The sequence below is a fragment of the Pseudomonas sp. 4CAES_32.4 genome, assembly GCF_058136335.1.
On the sequence record NZ_CM176882.1, the window covers coordinates 5553693 to 5574362 of the forward strand.

Here is a 20670-nt window from a genome sequence, read left to right on the forward strand (position 1 = left end):
GAAAAAGCCCCTGTCACGTCAACAGTGACAGGGGCTTTTTCATATCGACTGCAATCAGGAAGCGTGGGACTGCAGGTAGTTCTCGAGACCGATCAGTTTGATCAGGCCCAACTGCTTTTCCAGCCAGTAGGTGTGATCTTCTTCGGTGTCGTTGAGCTGAACCCGAAGAATCTCGCGGCTGACGTAGTCCTTGTGCTGCTCGCAGAGTTCGATGCCTTTGCACAGCGCAGCGCGAACTTTGTACTCCAGGCGCAGATCCGCCTCGAGCATCTCTGGCACCGTGGTGCCGACATCCAGATCATCCGGACGCATGCGCGGTGTGCCTTCGAGCATCAGAATCCGACGCATCAACGCATCAGCGTGACCTGCTTCTTCTTCCATCTCGTGGTTGATTCGCTCGTAGAGCTTGGTGAACCCCCAGTCCTCATACATCCGCGAATGAACGAAATATTGATCACGCGCGGCCAGTTCGCCGGTCAGCAACGTGTTGAGGTAATCGATTACGTCTGGGTGGCCTTGCATCGCCCTACATCTCCCTACTTGAAAGTCTGTAGTTTGAACCAAGCTGACTGGAAGGTCACCCGTTACGCGCAATAAAAGCGAAGATATTCTTAGAAAAGCAGCCTAAATAACGCAAAAACCGCCCAAATGAGGGCGGTTCTGCTTCTCGTTTAGACTTCGTTAAGCTGTACGTTGAGCAGCTTTGCGATTGCTTCTCCATACGCCGGATCGGCCTTGTAGAAATGCTGCAACTGACGGTCAACCACATCGCTCGAAACGCCAGACATTGCACCGGCGATGTTGCTCACCAGCAGTGCCTTCTGATCGTCGCTCATCAAGCGGAACAGCGCACCGGCATGACTGTAGTAATCGGTGTCTTCGCGGTGATCGTAACGATCAGCTGCACCGCTCAGGGCCAACGCAGGTTCGGCATAATGCGGAGCTTGTTTCGGCGATTCGATGTAGCTGTTCGGTTCGTAGTTAGGCGTTGCACCACCGTTACTGCCGAATGCCATCGAGCCATCACGCTGATAGGTGTTGACCGGGCTGCGTGACGCGTTCACCGGCAATTGCTGGTGATTGGTACCTACGCGATAGCGATGTGCGTCGGCATAAGCGAAGACGCGCCCCTGCAGCATGCGATCCGGCGACAGACCAACGCCTGGCACCATGTTGCTAGGGCCGAAAGCAGCTTGCTCGACTTCAGCGAAGTAGTTGAGCGGGTTGCGGTTCAGTTCCAGCTCACCGACTTCGATCAACGGGAATTCTTTCTGCGACCAGGTTTTGGTCACATCGAACGGGTTCTCGTAGTGAGCCGCCGCTTGCGCTTCGGTCATGATCTGAATGCACACGCGCCATTTCGGGAAGTCACCGCGCTCGATCGCCTCGAACAGATCGCGCTGAGCGTAGTCCGGATCAGTACCCGCGATACGAGCAGCATCGGCGGGTGCGAGATTCTTGATGCCTTGCTTGGTTTTGTAGTGCCACTTCACCCAGTGACGCTCACCTGTCGCGCTGATCAGGCTGTAGGTGTGACTGCCGAAGCCATGCATGTGACGGTAGCCGTCAGGAATGCCGCGATCGGAGAACAGAATGGTCACCTGGTGCAGCGCCTCGGGCGAATGCGACCAGAAGTCCCACATCATCTGCGCGCTTTTCAGGTTGCTCTGCGGCAGGCGTTTTTGGGTGTGGATGAAATCGGGGAACTTCAGCGGATCGCGAATGAAGAACACCGGCGTGTTGTTGCCAACGATGTCCCAGTTGCCTTCTTCGGTGTAGAACTTCAGAGCGAAACCGCGCGGATCGCGTTCGGTGTCAGCCGAACCACGCTCGCCACCCACAGTTGAAAAGCGCAAGAACGTTGGAGTTTGTTTGCCGACCGTGTCAAACAACTGGGCGCTGGTGTATTCGGTAATGTCACGGGTCACGGTGAACGTGCCGTAGGCACCCGAGCCTTTGGCGTGTACACGGCGCTCAGGAATGTTTTCACGGTTGAAGTGAGCAAGCTTCTCGATCAGATGAAAATCGTCGAGCAGCAGCGGGCCACGAGGGCCGGCGGAGCGAGAATTCTGGTTATCAGCGACAGGTGCGCCACTGGCGGTCGTAAGTGTTTTGATCTGGCTCATGCGGTCTTCTTCCTCTGTCAGTCTTGAAACTGCCGGCTAATCGGCTTGCTGGGGAGTATTGATCATCAACGCAACAGCCACAAATTCATTAACTTGTGCTTATCGATAGAAAATTACTAATTATTTTTCCCAGCACATAATGACAACAGAACGGAGTCAGAAACTTGTACGAACAGCGCATTTTCTTGCAGGCACAAAAAACCGGGCACTAGGCCCGGTTCTTTGTTTCAGACTGACGTCTTACTCGGCGGATACAGCTTCGCCAGCAGTAGCACGATCAACCAACTCGACGTACGCCATAGGCGCGTTGTCGCCAGTGCGGAAACCGCACTTGAGGATGCGCAGGTAGCCACCCTCACGGGTAGCGTAACGCTTGCCCAGGTCGTTGAAGAGCTTACCAACGATAGCTTTCGAACGAGTACGGTCGAAAGCCAAACGGCGGTTAGCCAGGCTGTCTGTCTTGGCCAGAGTGATCAGCGGCTCAGCAACGCGACGCAGTTCTTTGGCTTTTGGCAGAGTAGTTTTGATCAGCTCGTGCTCGAACAGCGACACCGCCATGTTTTGGAACATGGCCTTGCGGTGCGAGCTGGTGCGGCTCAGGTGACGACCACTTTTACGATGACGCATGGTTCATTCCTTACCAAACACTACGTTCGGTGATTACGACGATCAGGCAGTCGCCTTGTCGTCCTTCTTAAGACTTGCAGGCGGCCAGTTGTCGAGGCGCATGCCGAGGGACAGACCGCGGGAGGCCAGAACGTCCTTGATTTCAGTCAAGGATTTCTTGCCCAGGTTCGGAGTCTTCAACAGCTCTACTTCGGTACGCTGAATCAGGTCACCGATGTAGTAGATGTTTTCCGCCTTAAGGCAGTTAGCCGAACGTACAGTCAGTTCCAGATCGTCAACCGGGCGAAGCAGGATCGGATCGATCTCGTCTTCCTGCTCGACAACCACTGGCTCACTGTCACCTTTGAGATCGACGAACGCAGCCAACTGCTGTTGCAGGATGGTTGCAGCGCGGCGAATAGCCTCTTCAGGATCCAGAGTACCGTTGGTTTCCAGATCAATAACCAGCTTGTCCAGGTTAGTACGCTGCTCGACACGGGCGTTTTCCACCACGTATGCGATACGGCGAACCGGGCTGAACGAAGAGTCAAGCTGCAAGCGACCGATGCTGCGGCTTTCGTCTTCATCGCTCTGACGCGAGTCGGCTGGTTCATAACCACGACCACGAGCTACGGTGAGCTTCATGTTCAGGGCGCCGTTAGACGCCAGGTTAGCGATTACGTGATCGGGATTAACGATCTCGACATCATGATCCAGCTGAATATCGGCAGCGGTAACCACCCCCGAACCCTTCTTCGACAAGGTCAGCGTAACTTCGTCACGACCGTGCAGCTTGATGGCCAGACCTTTAAGGTTCAACAGGATTTCAATTACGTCTTCCTGTACACCTTCGATGGCGCTGTACTCGTGGAGCACACCGTCAATCTCGGCCTCGACTACTGCGCAGCCGGGCATTGAGGACAACAGGATGCGTCGCAGCGCGTTGCCCAGGGTGTGGCCAAAACCACGCTCGAGAGGCTCGAGAGTGATCTTGGCGCGGGTTGGACTGACAACCTGCACATCAATGTGGCGGGGTGTCAGGAACTCATTTACCGAAATCTGCATGGATGCACCTATTTTCTAGCCCTTACTTGGAGTAGAGCTCGACAATCAGGCTTTCGTTGATGTCGGCGGACAGATCACTGCGAGCAGGAACGTTCTTGAAAACGCCCGACTTCTTCTCAGTGTCTACTTCTACCCATTCTACGCGGCCACGTTGGGCACACAGATCGAGAGCTTGGACAATGCGAAGTTGGTTTTTTGCTTTCTCGCGAACTGCAACCACGTCACCAGCACGAACCTGATACGACGGAACGTTTACGGTCTGACCGTTAACGCTGATCGACTTGTGCGATACCAGCTGGCGGGATTCGGCACGAGTCGAACCAAAGCCCATACGGTATACAACGTTGTCCAGACGGCATTCGAGCAGTTGCAGCAGGTTTTCACCAGTTGCACCTTTCTTGCCAGCAGCTTCTTTGTAGTAGCCGCTGAACTGACGCTCGAGAACGCCGTAGATACGACGGACCTTCTGCTTTTCACGCAGTTGGGTGCCGTAGTCGGACTGGCGACCGCGGCGTTGGCCGTGGATACCAGGTGCTGCTTCAATGTTGCACTTCGATTCGATCGCGCGCACGCCGCTCTTCAGAAAGAGATCGGTGCCTTCGCGACGAGCGAGTTTGCATTTTGGACCAATGTAACGAGCCATTCTTTACAATCTCCTGGATTACACGCGGCGCTTCTTCGGCGGACGGCACCCGTTGTGCGGGATTGGCGTCACGTCGGTGATGCTGGCGATCTTATAGCCACAGCCGTTCAATGCACGGACAGCAGACTCACGACCTGGACCTGGACCTTTGACGTTAACGTCGAGGTTTTTCAGGCCATATTCCAGCGCAGCTTGACCAGCACGTTCAGCAGCTACTTGAGCAGCAAACGGGGTGGACTTGCGGGAACCGCGGAAACCCGAACCACCGGAGGTAGCCCAAGAAAGCGCGTTACCTTGACGGTCGGTGATGGTCACGATGGTGTTGTTAAAAGAAGCATGGATGTGGGCGATGCCATCAACCACTGTCTTTTTAACTTTTTTACGAGGACGAGCAGCAGGTTTTGCCATGATTAATTTCCTGTCGATTCGCGTGGGCGATTACTTGCGGATCGGCTTACGCGGACCTTTACGGGTACGCGCGTTAGTCTTGGTACGCTGACCGCGTACTGGAAGACCACGACGATGACGCAGACCACGGTAGCAACCGAGGTCCATCAAACGCTTGATTTTCATGTTGATTTCGCGACGCAGGTCACCTTCAGTGGTGAACTTCGCCACTTCGCCACGCAATTGCTCAATCTGCTCGTCGCTCAGATCTTTGATCTTTGCGGCTGGGTTTACCCCAGTCTCTGCGCAAATTTTCTGCGCAGTAGTGCGACCAACACCATAGATGTAGGTCAGCGAGATAACAGTGTGCTTGTTATCTGGAATGTTAACGCCTGCAATACGGGCCATTCAGTGGGACTCCAATTGACAGCTACCTACGCCCCGGAAGCCAAGAAATAGGGCGCGAGATAATATCGCTGTAATAACAAATAATCAACCCGGCAGCGCACTAGCTGCCGGGCTTCAAGCGGATCACACTCAGCCTTGGCGCTGTTTGTGACGCGGTTCCGCGCTGCAAATTACTCGAACAACACCTTCGCGGCGAATAATCTTGCAGTTACGGCACAGCTTTTTCACCGATGCACGAACTTTCATCACCAACTCCTCGAACCTTATGGGTACTCAGCGCAACATGCCGCTGCCGTAACCCTTCAGGTTGGCTTTCTTCATCAGGGATTCGTACTGGTGCGAAACGAGGTGCGATTGTACTTGGGACATGAAGTCCATCACAACCACGACCACGATCAGCAACGAGGTCCCGCCAAGGTAGAACGGAACGTTTGCTGCAACCACCAGGAACTGGGGCAACAGGCATACGGCCGTCATGTATAGAGCACCGAACATGGTCAAGCGGGTCAGAACGCCATCAATATAGCGCGCAGACTGCTCACCTGGACGGATGCCCGGAATAAAGGCACCGGACTTCTTCAGGTTTTCCGCTACGTCTTTCGGATTGAACATCAACGCCGTATAGAAGAAGCAGAAGAAAATAATCCCTGCACTAAACAGCAGAATATTCAACGGCTGACCAGGAGCGATCGACTGCGAGATGTCCTGCAACCAGCCCATACCTTCAGACTGACCGAACCAGGCACCCAACGAAGCCGGGAACAGCAAAATGCTGCTCGCGAAAATAGCCGGAATAACACCGGCCATGTTCACCTTCAGCGGCAAGTGGCTAGTCTGCGCAGCGAAGACCTTGCGGCCCTGCTGACGCTTGGCGTAGTGAACAGCAATACGACGCTGACCACGCTCAATGAACACCACAAAACCGATAATCGCTACTGCCAGCAAACCGATGGCAACCAAGGCGAAGATATTGATATCGCCCTGACGCGCAGACTCGAAAGACTGCCCGATTGCTCTCGGAAGACCGGCGACGATACCCGAAAAAATCAACATCGAGATACCGTTGCCTACACCACGCTCAGTAATCTGCTCACCCAGCCACATCATGAACATCGCACCAGCCACAAAAGTGGATACCGCGACGAAATGGAAGCCAAAGTCACCAGTGAACGCAACGCCCTGCCCTGCCAGACCAATGGACATGCCAATAGCCTGAACGAGAGCGAGGACGACGGTGCCGTAGCGGGTGTACTGGCTGATCTTGCGACGGCCAGCTTCACCTTCCTTCTTCAACTGCTCCAGCTGCGGGCTGACGGCGGTCATCAGTTGCATGATGATCGATGCCGAAATGTACGGCATGATCCCCAAAGCAAAGATGCTCATCCGTTCCAGCGCACCGCCGGAGAACATGTTGAACAAGCTAAGAATGGTCCCCTCATTCTGTCGAAACAGGTCTGCGAGTCGGTCCGGGTTGATACCTGGAACCGGGATGTGTGCGCCTATTCGGTAGACGATAATCGCCAGGAACAGAAAACGCAGACGAGCCCAGAGTTCAGACATACCGCCTTTGCCGAGCGCAGAGAGAGCACCTTGCTTAGCCATTTATTCCTCGAACTTGCCGCCAGCTGCTTCGATAGCCGAACGCGCACCTTTGGTGGCGCCGATTCCCTTGCCGATAGTGACAGCGCGAGTCACTTCACCGGACAGCATGATTTTCACACGCTGTACGTTGACGTTGATCACGTTGGCATCTTTCAGGGACTGCACGGTGACGATGTCGCCTTCCACTTTAGCCAGCTCGGACAGACGCACTTCTGCGCGATCCATAGCTTTCAGGGAAACGAAACCGAACTTCGGCAGGCGACGATGCAGCGGCTGTTGACCGCCTTCAAAGCCTGGAGCGATGGTGCCACCGGAGCGGGAGGTCTGACCTTTGTGACCACGGCCACCAGTCTTACCCAAACCGCTACCGATACCACGGCCCGGACGATGCTTTTCGCGACGGGAACCCGGCGCTGGACTCAGATCATTGAGTTTCATCGATTAACCCTCGACACGCAGCATGTAGTAAGCCTTGTTGATCATCCCGCGATTCTCGGGAGTATCCTGGACTTCTACAGTGTGACCGATGCGACGCAGACCCAAACCCTTAACGCACAATTTGTGGTTAGGGATGCGGCCGGTCATGCTTTTGATCAGCGTTACTTTAACGGTAGCCATGATCAGAAGATCTCCTTGACAGTCAGACCACGCTTGGCAGCGATGGACTCAGGAGATTGCATAGCCTTCAGACCCTTGAAAGTGGCGTGAACCACGTTTACCGGGTTAGTCGAGCCGTAGCACTTGGCCAGAACGTTCTGAACGCCAGCAACTTCGAGGACAGCACGCATAGCGCCGCCAGCGATGATGCCGGTACCTTCAGAAGCAGGCTGCATGTACACCTTCGAAGCGCCGTGACCGGACTTCATTGCGTACTGCAGGGTGGTGCCGTTCAGGTCAACTTGAATCATGTTACGGCGAGCAGCTTCCATTGCCTTCTGGATCGCAGCAGGCACTTCACGTGACTTGCCACGGCCGAAGCCAACACGCCCTTTACCATCACCAACCACGGTCAACGCGGTGAAAGTGAAGATACGGCCGCCTTTAACGGTTTTGGCTACGCGGTTAACTTGAACCAGCTTCTCAATGTAGCCTTCGTCGCGCTTTTGGTCGTTATTTGACATAACTTAGAACTCCAGCCCAGCTTCACGAGCAGCATCAGCCAGCGCTTTAACGCGGCCGTGGTACTTGAAGCCAGAGCGGTCGAAAGCCACTTGCGAGACGCCAGCGGCCTTAGCACGCGTAGCGACCAGCTGGCCAACCTTTGTGGCCGCGTCGATGTTGCCAGTGGCACCATCACGCAGTTCTTTATCCAAAGTCGAGGCACTTGCCAGGACTTTGTTGCCGTCGGCCGAGATGACCTGGGCGTAGATGTGCTGCGACGAGCGGAACACGCAGAGACGCACGACTTCGAGTTCGTGCATTTTCAGGCGTGCTTTGCGAGCGCGACGCAGTCGAGTAACTTTTTTGTCGGTCATTTGCTATGCCCTACTTCTTCTTGGCTTCTTTACGACGGACGACTTCGTCCGCGTAGCGCACACCTTTGCCTTTGTACGGCTCTGGTGGACGGAAGTCGCGGATCTCAGCGGCCACTTGACCTACCAGCTGCTTGTCGATGCCCTTGATCAGGATATCGGTCTGGCTAGGAGTCTCAGCGGTGATGCCTTCCGGCAGTTCGTAATCCACTGGGTGCGAGAAGCCAAGGGCAAGGTTCAGAACCGTGCCTTTTGCTTGCGCTTTGTAACCAACACCGACCAGCTGGAGCTTGCGCTCGAAGCCTTGGCTTACGCCTTGGACCATGTTGTTTACCAACGCACGCGTGGTACCGGCCATTGCGCGAGTTTGTTGATCGCCATTGCGAGCAGCGAAACGCAGCTCACCAGCTTCTTCAACAATCTCAACGGACGAATGGATGTTCAGTTCGAGAGTGCCCTTGGCACCCTTCACCGAAAGCTGTTGGCCTGCGAATTTTACTTCGACACCGGCTGGCAGCTTAACGGGGTTCTTAGCGACGCGAGACATGCTTATCCCCCCTTAGAACACAGTGCAAAGAACTTCGCCGCCGACACCGGCAGCGCGCGCAGCACGATCCGTCATCACACCTTTGTTGGTGGAGACGATAGACACGCCAAGACCGCCACGAACTTTCGGCAGATCTTCAACGGACTTGTACTGACGCAGGCCTGGACGACTAACGCGCTTCACTTCTTCGATAACCGGACGGCCTTCGAAGTACTTCAGCGAGATGGACAGCGACGGCTTAGCGTCGGTGGTGATCTGAAAATCCGCGATGTAACCTTCGTCCTTCAGGACTTTTGCTACAGCAGCCTTCAACGTGGAAGACGGCATGCTTACGACAGACTTTTCAGCCATCTGGGCATTACGGATTCGAGTTAGCATGTCCGCTAACGGGTCCTGCATACTCATGGGCTAGACGCTCCTAATACAGAAAAATTAGCCTTGCGGCTACTACTTGTCGCCGAGAACTTCCGGGCATGAAAAACACGGGCTCAGGCGAGCCGGTCATTCTAGACACACCCCAGAAATGAATCAAGCCCCAAAAGGGGCTTGATTCAGATTCAAGGCCACCGATGGTCAGGTTCTTGCGAACCCGAACATCGAGACGTTGAAAGCAATTACCAGCTGGCTTTAACCAGACCTGGTACGTCACCACGCATTGCAGCTTCACGCAGCTTGTTACGGCCAAGGCCGAACTTGCGGTAAACGCCGTGCGGACGACCAGTCAGGCGGCAACGGTTACGCATGCGCGAAGCGCTTGCGTCACGTGGTTGCTTCTGCAGAGCTACGGTAGCTTCCCAACGCGCTTCTGGACTTGCGTTCAGATCGACGATGATAGCTTTCAGCGCTGCACGCTTGGTGGCGTACTTGGCAACGGTGAGCTGACGCTTCAGCTCACGGTTTTTCATGCTCTTCTTGGCCATTTTCCTACTCCAATCAGTTGCGGAACGGGAATTTGAAAGCACGCAGCAGAGCGCGGCCTTCATCATCGTTCTTGGCAGTGGTGGTCAGGGTAATGTCCAGACCGCGGAGAGCATCGATCTTGTCGTAGTCGATTTCCGGGAAAATGATCTGCTCTTTCACGCCCATGCTGTAGTTACCACGACCATCGAAGGACTTGGCATTCAGGCCGCGGAAGTCGCGAACCCGAGGCAGGGAGATCGACAGCAGACGATCCAGGAACTCATACATACGCTCACGGCGCAGAGTCACCTTGACGCCGATCGGCCATCCTTCACGGACTTTAAAGCCAGCGATGGATTTACGAGCGTAGGTCACAACGACTTTTTGGCCGGTGATCTTTTCCAGGTCAGCAACAGCATGCTCGATGACTTTTTTGTCACCAACAGCTTCGCCCAGACCCATGTTCAGGGTGATTTTTGTAACGCGTGGAACTTCCATCACGTTCGAAAGCTTAAGTTCTTCCTTAAGCTTCGGTGCGATTTCCTTCCAGTAAATCTCTTTTAGTCGTGCCATGGTCTTCTACCTAGCAGTGTTCAAGCATCAACCGCTTTTTGGGTCGACTTGAAGACACGAATTTTCTTGCCGTCTTCTACTTTGAAACCAACGCGGTCAGCCTTGTTGGTTTCGCCGTTGAAAATGGCGACGTTAGAAGCGTCCAGTGGAGCTTCTTTTTCGACGATACCGCCTTGCACGCCCGACATCGGGTTAGGCTTGGTATGACGCTTTACCAGGTTCAGACCGCTGATAACCAGACGGTTATTAGCAAGAACCTTGAGCACCTTACCGCGCTTACCTTTGTCTTTGCCGGCGATCACGATGATCTCGTCGTCACGACGAATCTTTTGCATGTCGGATCTCCTTACAGCACTTCTGGGGCGAGCGAGACGATCTTCATGAACTTCTCAGTACGAAGTTCACGGGTCACTGGCCCAAAGATACGGGTGCCGATCGGCTCTTGCTTGTTGTTCAGAAGAACAGCAGCGTTGCCATCAAAGCGGATAATGGAGCCATCAGCACGACGTACGCCGTGACGAGTGCGGACTACAACAGCAGTCATCACTTGGCCTTTTTTCACTTTACCGCGAGGAATTGCTTCCTTCACGGTAACTTTGATGATGTCACCGATACCAGCGTAACGACGATGGGAGCCACCCAGCACCTTGATGCACATAACACGGCGAGCGCCGCTGTTATCGGCCACATCGAGCATGGATTGAGTCTGAATCATATAATTTCTCCGACCCCTAGTCCTTAGACTTCCACAGCGCGTTCGAGAACATCAACCAGCGCCCAAGACTTGGTCTTGGCCATAGGACGAGTTTCACGAATAGTGACTTTGTCGCCGATGTGGCACTGGTTGGTTTCGTCGTGCGCGTGCAGCTTAGTCGAACGCTTAACGTATTTACCGTAGATCGGGTGCTTTACGCGACGCTCGATCAGTACGGTGATGGTTTTGTCCATCTTGTCGCTGACAACACGGCCAGTCAGCGTACGGACAGTTTTTTCGGCTTCAGCCATGATCACTTACCTGCCTGCTGGTTGAGCACAGTCTTCACGCGAGCGATGTCACGTTTAACTTGCGAGAGCAGATGAGACTGCCCCAACTGGCCAGTTGCTTTCTGCATACGCAGATTGAACTGGTCGCGCAGCAAGCCGAGCAGTTGCTCGTTCAGCTGCTGTGCGGATTTTTCACGAAGTTCATTCGCTTTCATCACATCACCGTCCGTTTAACAAAGGCGGTGGCGAGCGGCAGCTTTGCAGCAGCCAGGGCAAAAGCCTCACGCGCCAGCTCTTCAGAAACACCCTCGATTTCATACAGGACTTTGCCTGGCTGAATCTGGGCAACCCAGTACTCCACACTACCCTTACCTTTACCCATACGAACTTCGAGGGGCTTTTTGGAAATAGGCTTGTCCGGGAATACACGGATCCAGATCTTGCCGCCACGTTTAACGTGACGGGTCAGAGCACGACGCGCTGACTCGATCTGACGAGCGGTGAGACGACCACGAGCTACAGACTTCAGCGCGAACTCGCCGAAGCTGACTTTGCTACCGCGCTGAGCCAGACCACGGTTGTGGCCTGTCATCTGCTTGCGGAACTTCGTACGCTTAGGTTGCAACATTTGGCGTACCCCTTACTTAGCAGCTTTTTTACGAGGCGCTGGTGCTTGTGGCTTCAGCTCTTCTTGGCGACCACCAATTACTTCGCCTTTGAAGATCCAAACCTTTACACCGATCACACCGTAAGTGGTGTGAGCTTCGTAGTTGGCATAGTCGATGTCGGCACGCAGGGTGTGCAATGGCACACGACCTTCGCGATACCATTCAGTACGTGCGATTTCAGCACCGCCGAGACGACCGCTCACTTGGATTTTGATGCCCTTGGCACCAATGCGCATAGCGTTCTGAACTGCGCGCTTCATAGCGCGACGGAACATTACACGACGCTCCAGCTGCTGAGCTACGCTCTGCGCAACCAGCATACCGTCGAGCTCCGGCTTGCGGATCTCTTCGATATTGATGTGCACAGGCACACCCATTTGCTTGGTCAGGTCCTGACGCAGTTTCTCAACATCTTCACCCTTCTTCCCGATAACGATACCTGGACGAGCGGTGTGGATGGTGATACGTGCAGTTTGGGCCGGACGATGGATATCGATACGGCTTACGGACGCGCTTTTTAGTTTGTCTTGGAGATACTCACGCACTTTCAGATCTGCGAACAAGTAGTCCGCATAAGTCCGACCGTCTGCGTACCAGACGGAGGTGTGCTCCTTGACGATTCCCAGGCGAATGCCAATGGGATGTACTTTCTGACCCATCTCTTCGACTCCGTTACTTGTCAGCAACCTTGACAGTGATATGGCAAGACCGCTTGACGATGCGATCAGCACGGCCTTTGGCACGTGGCATGATGCGCTTCAGCGAACGCCCTTCGTTGACGAAAACGGTGCTGACCTTCAGGTCATCAACGTCTGCGCCTTCGTTATGCTCGGCGTTGGCTACGGCCGACTCCAGCACTTTCTTCATGATCTCGGCGGCTTTCTTACTGCTGAAAGCCAACAAGTTGAGCGCTTCGCCCACCTTCTTCCCGCGGATCTGGTCGGCGACCAAGCGGGCTTTCTGGGCGGAGATTCGAGCGCCCGACAACTTAGCGGCTACTTCCATTTCCTAACCCCTTAACGCTTGGCTTTCTTGTCAGCCACGTGCCCGCGATAGTTGCGGGTACCGGCGAACTCGCCCAGTTTGTGGCCGACCATGTCTTCGTTAACGAGAACTGGGACGTGCTGACGACCGTTGTGTACTGCGATGGTCAGACCGACCATTTGTGGCAGGATCATCGAACGACGCGACCAAGTCTTAATTGGTTTGCGATCGTTCTTTTCCGCCGCCACTTCGATCTTCTTCAGTAGGTGAAGATCAATAAAAGGACCTTTTTTCAGAGAACGTGGCACTGTCGTATCCCTCTATTTACTTGCGACGACGGACGATCATTTTGTCGGTACGCTTATTACCACGAGTCTTCGCGCCCTTAGTCGGGAAGCCCCATGGCGATACCGGATGACGACCACCAGAGGTACGACCTTCACCACCACCATGTGGGTGGTCAACCGGGTTCATGGCAACACCACGAACGGTTGGGCGAACGCCACGCCAGCGCTTGGCACCAGCTTTACCCAGCGAACGCAGGCTGTGCTCGGAGTTCGAGACTTCGCCCAGGGTCGCACGGCATTCAGCCAGGACTTTACGCATTTCACCGGAACGCAGACGCAGGGTAACGTAAACGCCTTCACGAGCGATCAGCTGAGCCGAAGCACCAGCGGAACGAGCGATCTGTGCGCCTTTACCTGGCTTCAGTTCGATGCCGTGTACGGTAGAACCGACTGGAATGTTGCGCAGTTGCAGAGCGTTACCTGGCTTGATTGGAGCCAGAGCGCCTGCGATCAGCTGGTCGCCAGCACTCACGCCTTTAGGGGCGATGATGTAGCGGCGCTCGCCGTCTGCGTAGCAGAGCAGTGCGATGTGAGCAGTACGGTTTGGATCGTATTCGATACGCTCGACAGTGGCGACGATGCCATCTTTGTCGTTGCGACGGAAATCGACCATACGGTAATGCTGCTTATGACCACCACCGATGTGACGAGTGGTAATACGGCCATTGTTGTTACGACCACCAGTCTTCGATTTTTTCTCGAGCAGCGGTGCGTGAGGAGCGCCTTTATGCAGCTCCTGGTTGACCACCTTGACCACAAAACGGCGGCCAGGGGAAGTCGGTTTGCATTTAACGATTGCCATGATGCACCCCTTCCTTACTCAGCACTGCTGCTGAAATCGAGATCTTGGCCTGGCTGAAGGGAGATAACTGCCTTCTTCCAGTCATTACGCTTGCCCAGACCGCGAGCAGTGCGCTTGCTCTTACCCAGAACATTCAGGGTAGTGACGCGCTCTACTTTCACGCTGAACAGGCTTTCGACGGCCTTCTTGATTTCCAGCTTGGTTGCGTCAGTAGCAACCTTGAAAACGAACTGGCCTTTCTTGTCTGCCAGAACCGTAGCCTTCTCGGAAACGTGCGGGCCAAGCAGAACTTTAAATACGCGTTCCTGGTTCATCCCAGCAGCTCCTCGAATTTCTTCACGGCCGACACGGTGATCAACACCTTGTCGTATGCGATCAGACTAACTGGATCGGAACCTTGAACGTCACGTACATCTACGTGCGGCAGGTTACGAGCAGCCAGGTACAGGTTCTGATCAACAGCGTCCGACACGATCAGAACGTCGGTCAGGCTCATGTTGTTCAGCTTGCCCAGCAGATCTTTGGTTTTCGGAGTTTCAACAGCGAAATCCTGAACCACGACCAGACGATCAGTACGCACCAGCTCAGCAAGGATGGAACGCATTGCTGCGCGATACATCTTCTTGTTCAGCTTCTGGGAGTGATCCTGTGGACGTGCTGCAAAAGTGGTACCGCCGCCACGCCAGATTGGGCTACGGATAGTACCGGCACGAGCACGGCCAGTACCTTTCTGACGCCATGGGCGCTTACCGCCACCACGAACGTCGGAACGGGTCTTTTGCTGCTTGGTACCTTGACGGCCGCCGGCCATGTAGGCCACGACTGCTTGGTGAACCAGCGTCTCGTTGAATTCGCCGCCAAATGTCAGTTCGGAAACTTCGATCGCTTGAGCGTCATTTACATTTAATTGCATGTCAGCTTCCCCTTAACCGCGAGCCTTGGCTGCTGGACGTACAACCAGGTTGCCGCCAGTAGCGCCAGGAACAGCACCCTTGACCAACAACAGATTGCGTTCAGCGTCCACGCGCACTACTTCCAGGGACTGCACGGTCACGCGCTCAGCGCCCATATGACCGGACATTTTTTTGCCCTTGAATACACGACCAGGAGTCTGGCACTGGCCGATAGAGCCTGGGACGCGGTGGGATACGGAGTTACCGTGGGTGTTATCTTGCCCGCGGAAATTCCAACGCTTGATCGTACCCTGGAAGCCTTTACCCTTGGACTGCCCGGTTACATCAACCAGTTGACCAGCGGCGAAGATTTCAGCGTTGATCAGATCGCCAGCCTGGTACTCGCCTTCTTCAAGACGGAATTCCATGGTAGTGCGACCAGCGGCAACGTTCGCTTTAGCGAAGTGGCCAGCCTGAGCTGCTGTTACACGCGAAGCACGACGCTCGCCGACAGTGACTTGCACTGCACGATAGCCATCGGTCTCTTCAGTTTTGAACTGGGTGACGCGATTCGGCTCGATCTCAATGACCGTGACCGGAATGGAGACACCTTCTTCGGTGAAAATACGGGTCATACCGCATTTACGACCGACTACACCAATAGTCATGTTGTAAACCTCATGAGTGTACGGGGCTTTCACCCGCTATGGCCGCCCATTTCAGAGCGTTACACGACTAAGACCGAGTCTTAGCCGAGGCTGATCTGCACTTCCACACCGGCCGCAAGATCAAGCTTCATAAGAGCATCAACGGTTTTATCCGTTGGCTGGACGATGTCCAGAACGCGCTTATGAGTGCGGATTTCGTACTGGTCACGCGCGTCTTTGTTGACGTGCGGAGAAACCAGAACGGTGAACCGCTCTTTACGGGTAGGCAGTGGAATTGGACCACGCACTTGAGCACCAGTACGTTTCGCGGTTTCCACGATTTCCTGGGTTGATTGGTCGATCAGGCGATGGTCGAAAGCCTTCAACCTGATACGGATTTGCTGATTTTGCATTGGATTTCAGACTCCGGCTGCTATTCCCACCGAGCGCAATACGCCCGTTAAAAGGAGGCGCAATTCTATAGACGCCCCAGATAGGTGTCAACCCAATAAAAAAGCCCCCGCTAAGCGGGGGCTTTTCAAAGCATCAAGCAAACTCTAAAAAGAGAATTACTCGATGATTTTGGCTACGACGCCAGCGCCGACGGTACGACCGCCTTCACGGATAGCGAAACGCAGACCGTCTTCCATCGCGATGGTTTTGATCAGGGTAACAGTCATCTGAATGTTGTCACCTGGCATTACCATTTCAACGCCTTCTGGCAGCTCGCAGTTACCAGTCACGTCAGTAGTACGGAAGTAGAACTGTGGACGGTAGCCTTTGAAGAACGGAGTGTGACGACCGCCTTCTTCCTTGCTCAGAACGTAAACTTCTGCGGTGAACTTGGTGTGCGGCTTAACCGAACCTGGCTTAACCAGAACCTGACCACGCTCAACGTCGTCACGCTTGGTGCCACGCAGCAGAACGCCGCAGTTCTCGCCAGCACGACCTTCGTCGAGCAGCTTGCGGAACATTTCAACACCGGTGCAGGTGGAAACGGTAGTGTCACGCAGACCAACGATTTCGAGCGGATCCTGAACGCGAACGATACCGCGCTCGATACGACCAGTCACAACAGTACCGCGACCCGAGATCGAGAATACGTCTTCGATTGGCATCAGGAATGGCTTGTCAATCATACGAACTGGTTCTGGGATGTAGCTGTCCAGAGTCTCAACCAGCTTCTTGACGGCAGTGGTACCCATCTCGTTGTCGTCTTTGCCTTCCAGCGCCATACGAGCCGAACCGATGATGATTGGAGTGTCATCGCCCGGGAAGTCGTAGGTGGACAGCAGGTCGCGAACTTCCATCTCAACCAGTTCCAGCAGCTCTGCGTCGTCTACCAGGTCAGCCTTGTTCAGGAAAACCACGATGTACGGAACGCCTACCTGACGGGACAGCAGGATGTGCTCACGGGTTTGTGGCATCGGACCATCAGCGGCCGAGCAAACCAGGATAGCGCCGTCCATTTGAGCAGCACCGGTGATCATGTTCTTCACATAGTCAGCGTGACCTGGGCAGTCAACGTGAGCGTAGTGACGGATCAGCGAGTTGTACTCAACGTGCGCGGTGTTGATGGTGATACCGCGAGCTTTTTCTTCTGGAGCGCTGTCGATCTTGTCGAATTCAACTACGGCCGAACCGAAAACTTCGGAGCAGACGCGAGTCAGAGCAGCGGTCAGAGTGGTTTTACCGTGGTCAACGTGACCGATAGTGCCAACGTTGACGTGCGGTAGGGAACGATCAAATTTTTCTTTAGCCACGACAATTAACTCCTAGCCTAAAGGGGCTGAATCAGCCTTGTTTTTTGGTTACGGATTCGACGATGTGCGACGGAGCCGTATCGTATTTTTTGAATTCCATAGAGTAGCTTGCGCGACCCTGAGACATGGAACGAACGTCGGTCGCATAACCGAACATCTCACCCAGTGGAACTTCGGCACGGATAACCTTGCCGGACACTGTGTCTTCCATACCCTGGATCATGCCGCGACGACGGTTAAGGTCGCCCATCACATCACCCATATAGTCTTCAGGCGTAACAACCTCTACAGCCATGATCGGCTCAAGCAACTCACCACCGCCCTTCTGGGCCAGTTGCTTGGTCGCCATGGAGGCAGCCACTTTAAACGCCATCTCGTTGGAGTCGACGTCGTGGTAAGAACCATCGAACACGGTAGCCTTCAGGCCGATCAGCGGATAGCCGGCAACAACGCCGTTCTTCATCTGCTCTTCGATACCCTTCTGGATAGCCGGGATGTATTCCTTAGGAACCACACCACCTACAACTTCGTTCACGAATTGCAGACCTTCCTGACCTTCGTCAGCAGGAGCAAAACGGATCCAGCAGTGGCCGAACTGACCACGACCGCCGGACTGACGAACGAACTTGCCTTCGATTTCACAGTTCTTCGTGATGCGCTCACGATACGAAACCTGAGGCTTGCCGATGTTGGCTTCGACGTTGAACTCACGGCGCATCCGGTCAACCAGGATGTCCAGGTGCAGCTCGCCCATGCCGGAGATGATCGTTTGACCAGTCTCTTCATCAGTTTTAACGCGGAAAGACGGGTCTTCCTGAGCAAGCTTGCCCAGAGCGATACCCATTTTTTCCTGGTCATCCTTGGTCTTAGGCTCTACGGCAACCGAAATAACCGGCTCCGGGAAGTCCATACGAACCAGGATGATTGGCTTGTCAGCGTTGCAGAGGGTTTCACCGGTGGTGACGTCCTTCATGCCGATCAGGGCCGCGATGTCGCCAGCGCGTACTTCCTTGATCTCTTCACGGGCGTTTGCGTGCATTTGCACCATACGACCCACGCGCTCTTTCTTGCCTTTAACCGAGTTGATCACGCCGTCGCCGGAGTTCAACACGCCCGAGTAAACGCGGACGAAGGTCAAAGTACCCACGAATGGGTCGGTAGCGATCTTGAACGCCAGAGCCGAGAAAGGCTCCGCATCGTCTGCATGACGCTCCAGCTCGATTTCCTCGTTATCCGGGTCAGTACCCTTGATCGCAGGAATGTCGGTCGGTGCAGGCAGGAAGTCGATAACGGCGTCGAGAACCAAGGGAACACCCTTGTTCTTGAACGAAGAACCGCAAACAGCCAGAACGATTTCGCCGGCGATAGTACGCTGACGCAAAGCAGCTTTGATCTCTTCGATCGACAGCTCTTCGCCTTCCAGATACTTGTTCATCAGCTCTTCGTTGGCTTCAGCAGCAGCTTCAACCATGTTGTTGCGCCACTCTTCAGCCAGCTCTTGGAGCTCAGCAGGAATGTCCTTGCGAACAGGGACCATACCTTTGTCGGAGTCGTTCCAGTAGACAGCTTGCATGTTGATCAGATCGATCTGACCCTGGAAGTTGTCTTCGGAACCGATGGCCAACTGGATCGGCACCGGAGTGTGGCCCAGACGCTGCTTGATCTGACCGATCACGCGCAGGAAGTTGGCGCCAGCACGGTCCATCTTGTTTACGTAAACAAGACGTGGAACGCCGTATTTGTTGGCTTGACGCCATACGGTTTCCGACTGAGGCTCAACACCCGAAGTACCGCAGAACACAACGACAGCGCCGTCGAGTACGCGCAGGGAACGCTCAACTTCAATGGTGAAGTCAACGTGGCCTGGGGTATCGATTACGTTGAAGCGGTGCTCGTCCTTGTACTGCTTCTCGGAACCTTTCCAGAAAGCGGTGATAGCAGCAGAAGTAATGGTAATACCACGCTCCTGCTCCTGCACCATCCAGTCTGTGGTCGCGGCGCCATCATGCACCTCGCCCATTTTGTGACTTTTGCCGGTGTAAAAAAGGACGCGCTCGGTGGTGGTGGTTTTACCAGCATCCACGTGAGCGACGATACCGATGTTACGGTAGCGGCTAATCGGAGTAGTACGAGCCATAAAGCCCTCGCAAAATTAGTGAAGCTAAAATTAGAAGCGGTAGTGCGAGAAAGCTTTGTTGGCTTCAGCCATACGGTGCACGTCTTCACGCTTCTTAACAGCAGCACCTTTACCTTCAGCAGCATCCAGCAGTTCGCCAGCCAAACGCAGAGCCATAGACTTCTCGCCACGCTTACGGGCGAAGTCTACCAACCAGCGCATTGCCAGAGCATTACGACGGGAAGGACGAACCTCGACCGGAACCTGGTAAGTAGCACCACCAACGCGGCGCGACTTCACTTCGACCAGCGGAGCGATGGCGTCGAGTGCTTTTTCGAAGAGTTCCAGGGGATCGGTGCCAGCCTTACGGGTCGCAACGGTTTCCAGGGCACCATAAACGATACGCTCGGCAACGGCTTTCTTGCCGCTTTCCATAACGTGGTTCATGAATTTGGCGAGGATCTGGCTTCCGTATTTCGGATCGTCCAGAATCTCACGCTTTGCTGCTACGCGACGTCTTGGCATGATAAGCCCTCAAGCGGTCTTCAGGTTAGCTCGGGACAGATCCAATGGATGCGTGCCCGACCTTACTCTTATCGACTCAATAAAATGAAAATCTGCAAAACGGCCGATTACTTCGGACGCTTGGTACCGTACTTCGAACGACCCTGGTTACGGCCTTTAACGCCGGAAGTATCCAAGGAGCCGCGAACGGTGTGGTAACGAACACCTGGCAAGTCTTTTACACGACCGCCGCGGATCAGTACCACGCTGTGCTCTTGCAGGTTGTGACCTTCACCACCGATGTACGAGGAAACCTCGAAACCGTTGGTCAGGCGCACACGGCATACTTTACGCAGTGCCGAGTTAGGTTTTTTCGGCGTGGTGGTGTACACACGGGTGCACACGCCACGACGTTGCGGGCAGTTCTGCAGCGCAGGCACGTCGGATTTCTCGACGATACGCTTACGCGGCTGACGTACCAGCTGGTTGATAGTTGCCATCTACTAGCTCCACTGTTGTCTTGCGACGCTATTGTCTTGCAAGAAAAGCAAAATGGCAGGAACGAATTCCCGCCAAATTTAGGGGATCAAGAGTCTAAAGAGGATCTTGTCCCCAGTCAAGGCAAGGCCCCGA

34 protein-coding genes are annotated in these 20670 nt (G+C 54.5%); all 34 read right to left on the minus strand.

Annotation, left to right across the window (positions count from 1 at the left end; all coding sequences use genetic code 11):
- Nucleotides 1–54: 54 nt before the first annotated feature.
- The 34 genes from bfr to rpsL all read right to left on the minus strand — a co-directional run bounded on the left by bfr (nucleotide 55) and on the right by rpsL (nucleotide 20537).
- Nucleotides 55–522 (minus strand): bacterioferritin, encoded by a 468-nt coding sequence (bfr, locus tag AC3Y64_RS25015; protein ID WP_016983567.1) that lies wholly within the window; start codon nucleotides 520–522, stop codon nucleotides 55–57.
- Between the two features lie 149 nt (nucleotides 523–671).
- Nucleotides 672–2126, minus strand: coding sequence for a catalase (locus AC3Y64_RS25020; protein ID WP_489985609.1), 1455 nt, complete (start codon nucleotides 2124–2126; stop codon nucleotides 672–674).
- Between the two features lie 240 nt (nucleotides 2127–2366).
- On the minus strand, nucleotides 2367–2753 hold the full coding sequence (gene rplQ, locus AC3Y64_RS25025) for a 50S ribosomal protein L17 (RefSeq protein WP_007918448.1): 387 nt from the start codon (nucleotides 2751–2753) through the stop codon (nucleotides 2367–2369).
- 42 nt (nucleotides 2754–2795) lie between these two features.
- A complete protein-coding gene (locus AC3Y64_RS25030) occupies nucleotides 2796–3797 on the minus strand; it encodes a DNA-directed RNA polymerase subunit alpha (protein WP_003186012.1) in 1002 nt (333 codons plus the stop codon).
- Nucleotides 3798–3819: 22 nt separating this feature from the next.
- The gene (gene rpsD / locus AC3Y64_RS25035) at nucleotides 3820–4440 is read right to left on the minus strand and encodes a 30S ribosomal protein S4 (protein WP_003176404.1); all 621 of its coding nucleotides are present in this window, start codon (nucleotides 4438–4440) and stop codon (nucleotides 3820–3822) included.
- A gap of 18 nt (nucleotides 4441–4458) precedes the next feature.
- Nucleotides 4459–4848, minus strand: coding sequence for a 30S ribosomal protein S11 (rpsK, locus tag AC3Y64_RS25040; RefSeq protein WP_002555466.1), 390 nt, complete (start codon nucleotides 4846–4848; stop codon nucleotides 4459–4461).
- Nucleotides 4849–4878: 30 nt separating this feature from the next.
- On the minus strand, nucleotides 4879–5235 hold the full coding sequence (gene rpsM, locus AC3Y64_RS25045; RefSeq protein ID WP_009045849.1) for a 30S ribosomal protein S13: 357 nt from the start codon (nucleotides 5233–5235) through the stop codon (nucleotides 4879–4881).
- Between the two features lie 129 nt (nucleotides 5236–5364).
- Nucleotides 5365–5481 (minus strand): 50S ribosomal protein L36, encoded by a 117-nt coding sequence (gene rpmJ / locus AC3Y64_RS25050; RefSeq protein WP_002555468.1) that lies wholly within the window; start codon nucleotides 5479–5481, stop codon nucleotides 5365–5367.
- Between the two features lie 27 nt (nucleotides 5482–5508).
- Nucleotides 5509–6837 carry a preprotein translocase subunit SecY gene (gene secY / locus AC3Y64_RS25055; protein ID WP_003228718.1) on the minus strand — a complete coding sequence of 443 codons (1329 nt, stop codon included), beginning with the start codon at nucleotides 6835–6837 and terminating at the stop codon, nucleotides 5509–5511.
- The gene (rplO, locus tag AC3Y64_RS25060; RefSeq protein WP_042561340.1) at nucleotides 6838–7275 is read right to left on the minus strand and encodes a 50S ribosomal protein L15; all 438 of its coding nucleotides are present in this window, start codon (nucleotides 7273–7275) and stop codon (nucleotides 6838–6840) included.
- 3 nt (nucleotides 7276–7278) lie between these two features.
- Nucleotides 7279–7455, minus strand: coding sequence for a 50S ribosomal protein L30 (rpmD, locus tag AC3Y64_RS25065; RefSeq protein ID WP_003176408.1), 177 nt, complete (start codon nucleotides 7453–7455; stop codon nucleotides 7279–7281).
- Nucleotides 7456–7457: 2 nt separating this feature from the next.
- Nucleotides 7458–7958 (minus strand): 30S ribosomal protein S5, encoded by a 501-nt coding sequence (rpsE, locus tag AC3Y64_RS25070; RefSeq protein ID WP_064392263.1) that lies wholly within the window; start codon nucleotides 7956–7958, stop codon nucleotides 7458–7460.
- A gap of 3 nt (nucleotides 7959–7961) precedes the next feature.
- A complete protein-coding gene (gene rplR, locus AC3Y64_RS25075) occupies nucleotides 7962–8312 on the minus strand; it encodes a 50S ribosomal protein L18 (RefSeq protein ID WP_003186037.1) in 351 nt (116 codons plus the stop codon).
- Nucleotides 8313–8322: 10 nt separating this feature from the next.
- Nucleotides 8323–8856 carry a 50S ribosomal protein L6 gene (gene rplF / locus AC3Y64_RS25080; protein WP_003176412.1) on the minus strand — a complete coding sequence of 178 codons (534 nt, stop codon included), beginning with the start codon at nucleotides 8854–8856 and terminating at the stop codon, nucleotides 8323–8325.
- Nucleotides 8857–8868: 12 nt separating this feature from the next.
- Nucleotides 8869–9261 (minus strand): 30S ribosomal protein S8, encoded by a 393-nt coding sequence (gene rpsH / locus AC3Y64_RS25085; RefSeq protein WP_016772944.1) that lies wholly within the window; start codon nucleotides 9259–9261, stop codon nucleotides 8869–8871.
- 209 nt (nucleotides 9262–9470) lie between these two features.
- On the minus strand, nucleotides 9471–9776 hold the full coding sequence (gene rpsN / locus AC3Y64_RS25090) for a 30S ribosomal protein S14 (protein ID WP_003228726.1): 306 nt from the start codon (nucleotides 9774–9776) through the stop codon (nucleotides 9471–9473).
- Between the two features lie 13 nt (nucleotides 9777–9789).
- Nucleotides 9790–10329 (minus strand): 50S ribosomal protein L5, encoded by a 540-nt coding sequence (rplE, locus tag AC3Y64_RS25095; RefSeq protein WP_003176415.1) that lies wholly within the window; start codon nucleotides 10327–10329, stop codon nucleotides 9790–9792.
- 20 nt (nucleotides 10330–10349) lie between these two features.
- Nucleotides 10350–10664, minus strand: coding sequence for a 50S ribosomal protein L24 (rplX, locus tag AC3Y64_RS25100; protein ID WP_008081905.1), 315 nt, complete (start codon nucleotides 10662–10664; stop codon nucleotides 10350–10352).
- A gap of 11 nt (nucleotides 10665–10675) precedes the next feature.
- Nucleotides 10676–11044 carry a 50S ribosomal protein L14 gene (gene rplN / locus AC3Y64_RS25105; RefSeq protein WP_002555479.1) on the minus strand — a complete coding sequence of 123 codons (369 nt, stop codon included), beginning with the start codon at nucleotides 11042–11044 and terminating at the stop codon, nucleotides 10676–10678.
- A gap of 23 nt (nucleotides 11045–11067) precedes the next feature.
- Nucleotides 11068–11334 carry a 30S ribosomal protein S17 gene (gene rpsQ, locus AC3Y64_RS25110; protein WP_003194644.1) on the minus strand — a complete coding sequence of 89 codons (267 nt, stop codon included), beginning with the start codon at nucleotides 11332–11334 and terminating at the stop codon, nucleotides 11068–11070.
- A gap of 2 nt (nucleotides 11335–11336) precedes the next feature.
- Nucleotides 11337–11528, minus strand: coding sequence for a 50S ribosomal protein L29 (rpmC, locus tag AC3Y64_RS25115; protein ID WP_002555481.1), 192 nt, complete (start codon nucleotides 11526–11528; stop codon nucleotides 11337–11339).
- Nucleotides 11528–11941 (minus strand): 50S ribosomal protein L16, encoded by a 414-nt coding sequence (rplP, locus tag AC3Y64_RS25120; protein ID WP_007896757.1) that lies wholly within the window; start codon nucleotides 11939–11941, stop codon nucleotides 11528–11530. The genes rpmC and rplP overlap by 1 nt, the downstream gene beginning before the upstream one ends.
- A gap of 12 nt (nucleotides 11942–11953) precedes the next feature.
- Entirely contained in the window at nucleotides 11954–12640 is a 687-nt protein-coding gene (rpsC, locus tag AC3Y64_RS25125; protein ID WP_003176422.1) for a 30S ribosomal protein S3, read from the minus strand.
- A gap of 13 nt (nucleotides 12641–12653) precedes the next feature.
- Nucleotides 12654–12986: a 50S ribosomal protein L22 gene (rplV, locus tag AC3Y64_RS25130; RefSeq protein WP_003103908.1), complete on the minus strand. Its 333-nt coding sequence runs from the start codon at nucleotides 12984–12986 to the stop codon at nucleotides 12654–12656.
- Between the two features lie 11 nt (nucleotides 12987–12997).
- Nucleotides 12998–13273, minus strand: a complete 276-nt coding sequence (gene rpsS / locus AC3Y64_RS25135) for a 30S ribosomal protein S19 (RefSeq protein ID WP_011336172.1) — start codon at nucleotides 13271–13273, stop codon at nucleotides 12998–13000.
- Between the two features lie 16 nt (nucleotides 13274–13289).
- Nucleotides 13290–14114, minus strand: a complete 825-nt coding sequence (gene rplB / locus AC3Y64_RS25140) for a 50S ribosomal protein L2 (RefSeq protein ID WP_003228734.1) — start codon at nucleotides 14112–14114, stop codon at nucleotides 13290–13292.
- 14 nt (nucleotides 14115–14128) lie between these two features.
- Nucleotides 14129–14428, minus strand: a complete 300-nt coding sequence (gene rplW / locus AC3Y64_RS25145) for a 50S ribosomal protein L23 (RefSeq protein ID WP_002555488.1) — start codon at nucleotides 14426–14428, stop codon at nucleotides 14129–14131.
- A complete protein-coding gene (gene rplD, locus AC3Y64_RS25150) occupies nucleotides 14425–15027 on the minus strand; it encodes a 50S ribosomal protein L4 (protein WP_007918468.1) in 603 nt (200 codons plus the stop codon). The genes rplW and rplD overlap by 4 nt, the downstream gene beginning before the upstream one ends.
- 12 nt (nucleotides 15028–15039) lie before the next feature.
- A complete protein-coding gene (gene rplC / locus AC3Y64_RS25155) occupies nucleotides 15040–15675 on the minus strand; it encodes a 50S ribosomal protein L3 (protein ID WP_003228738.1) in 636 nt (211 codons plus the stop codon).
- Nucleotides 15676–15755: 80 nt separating this feature from the next.
- Entirely contained in the window at nucleotides 15756–16067 is a 312-nt protein-coding gene (rpsJ, locus tag AC3Y64_RS25160) for a 30S ribosomal protein S10 (protein WP_003186070.1), read from the minus strand.
- A 156-nt stretch (nucleotides 16068–16223) separates the two neighbouring features.
- Nucleotides 16224–17417, minus strand: coding sequence for an elongation factor Tu (tuf, locus tag AC3Y64_RS25165; RefSeq protein WP_038362141.1), 1194 nt, complete (start codon nucleotides 17415–17417; stop codon nucleotides 16224–16226).
- A gap of 31 nt (nucleotides 17418–17448) precedes the next feature.
- On the minus strand, nucleotides 17449–19554 hold the full coding sequence (gene fusA, locus AC3Y64_RS25170) for an elongation factor G (protein ID WP_016984188.1): 2106 nt from the start codon (nucleotides 19552–19554) through the stop codon (nucleotides 17449–17451).
- A gap of 30 nt (nucleotides 19555–19584) precedes the next feature.
- Nucleotides 19585–20058 carry a 30S ribosomal protein S7 gene (gene rpsG, locus AC3Y64_RS25175; RefSeq protein WP_007916467.1) on the minus strand — a complete coding sequence of 158 codons (474 nt, stop codon included), beginning with the start codon at nucleotides 20056–20058 and terminating at the stop codon, nucleotides 19585–19587.
- 107 nt (nucleotides 20059–20165) lie between these two features.
- Nucleotides 20166–20537 carry a 30S ribosomal protein S12 gene (gene rpsL / locus AC3Y64_RS25180; RefSeq protein ID WP_003186084.1) on the minus strand — a complete coding sequence of 124 codons (372 nt, stop codon included), beginning with the start codon at nucleotides 20535–20537 and terminating at the stop codon, nucleotides 20166–20168.
- Between the last annotated feature and the right edge of the window lie 133 nt (nucleotides 20538–20670).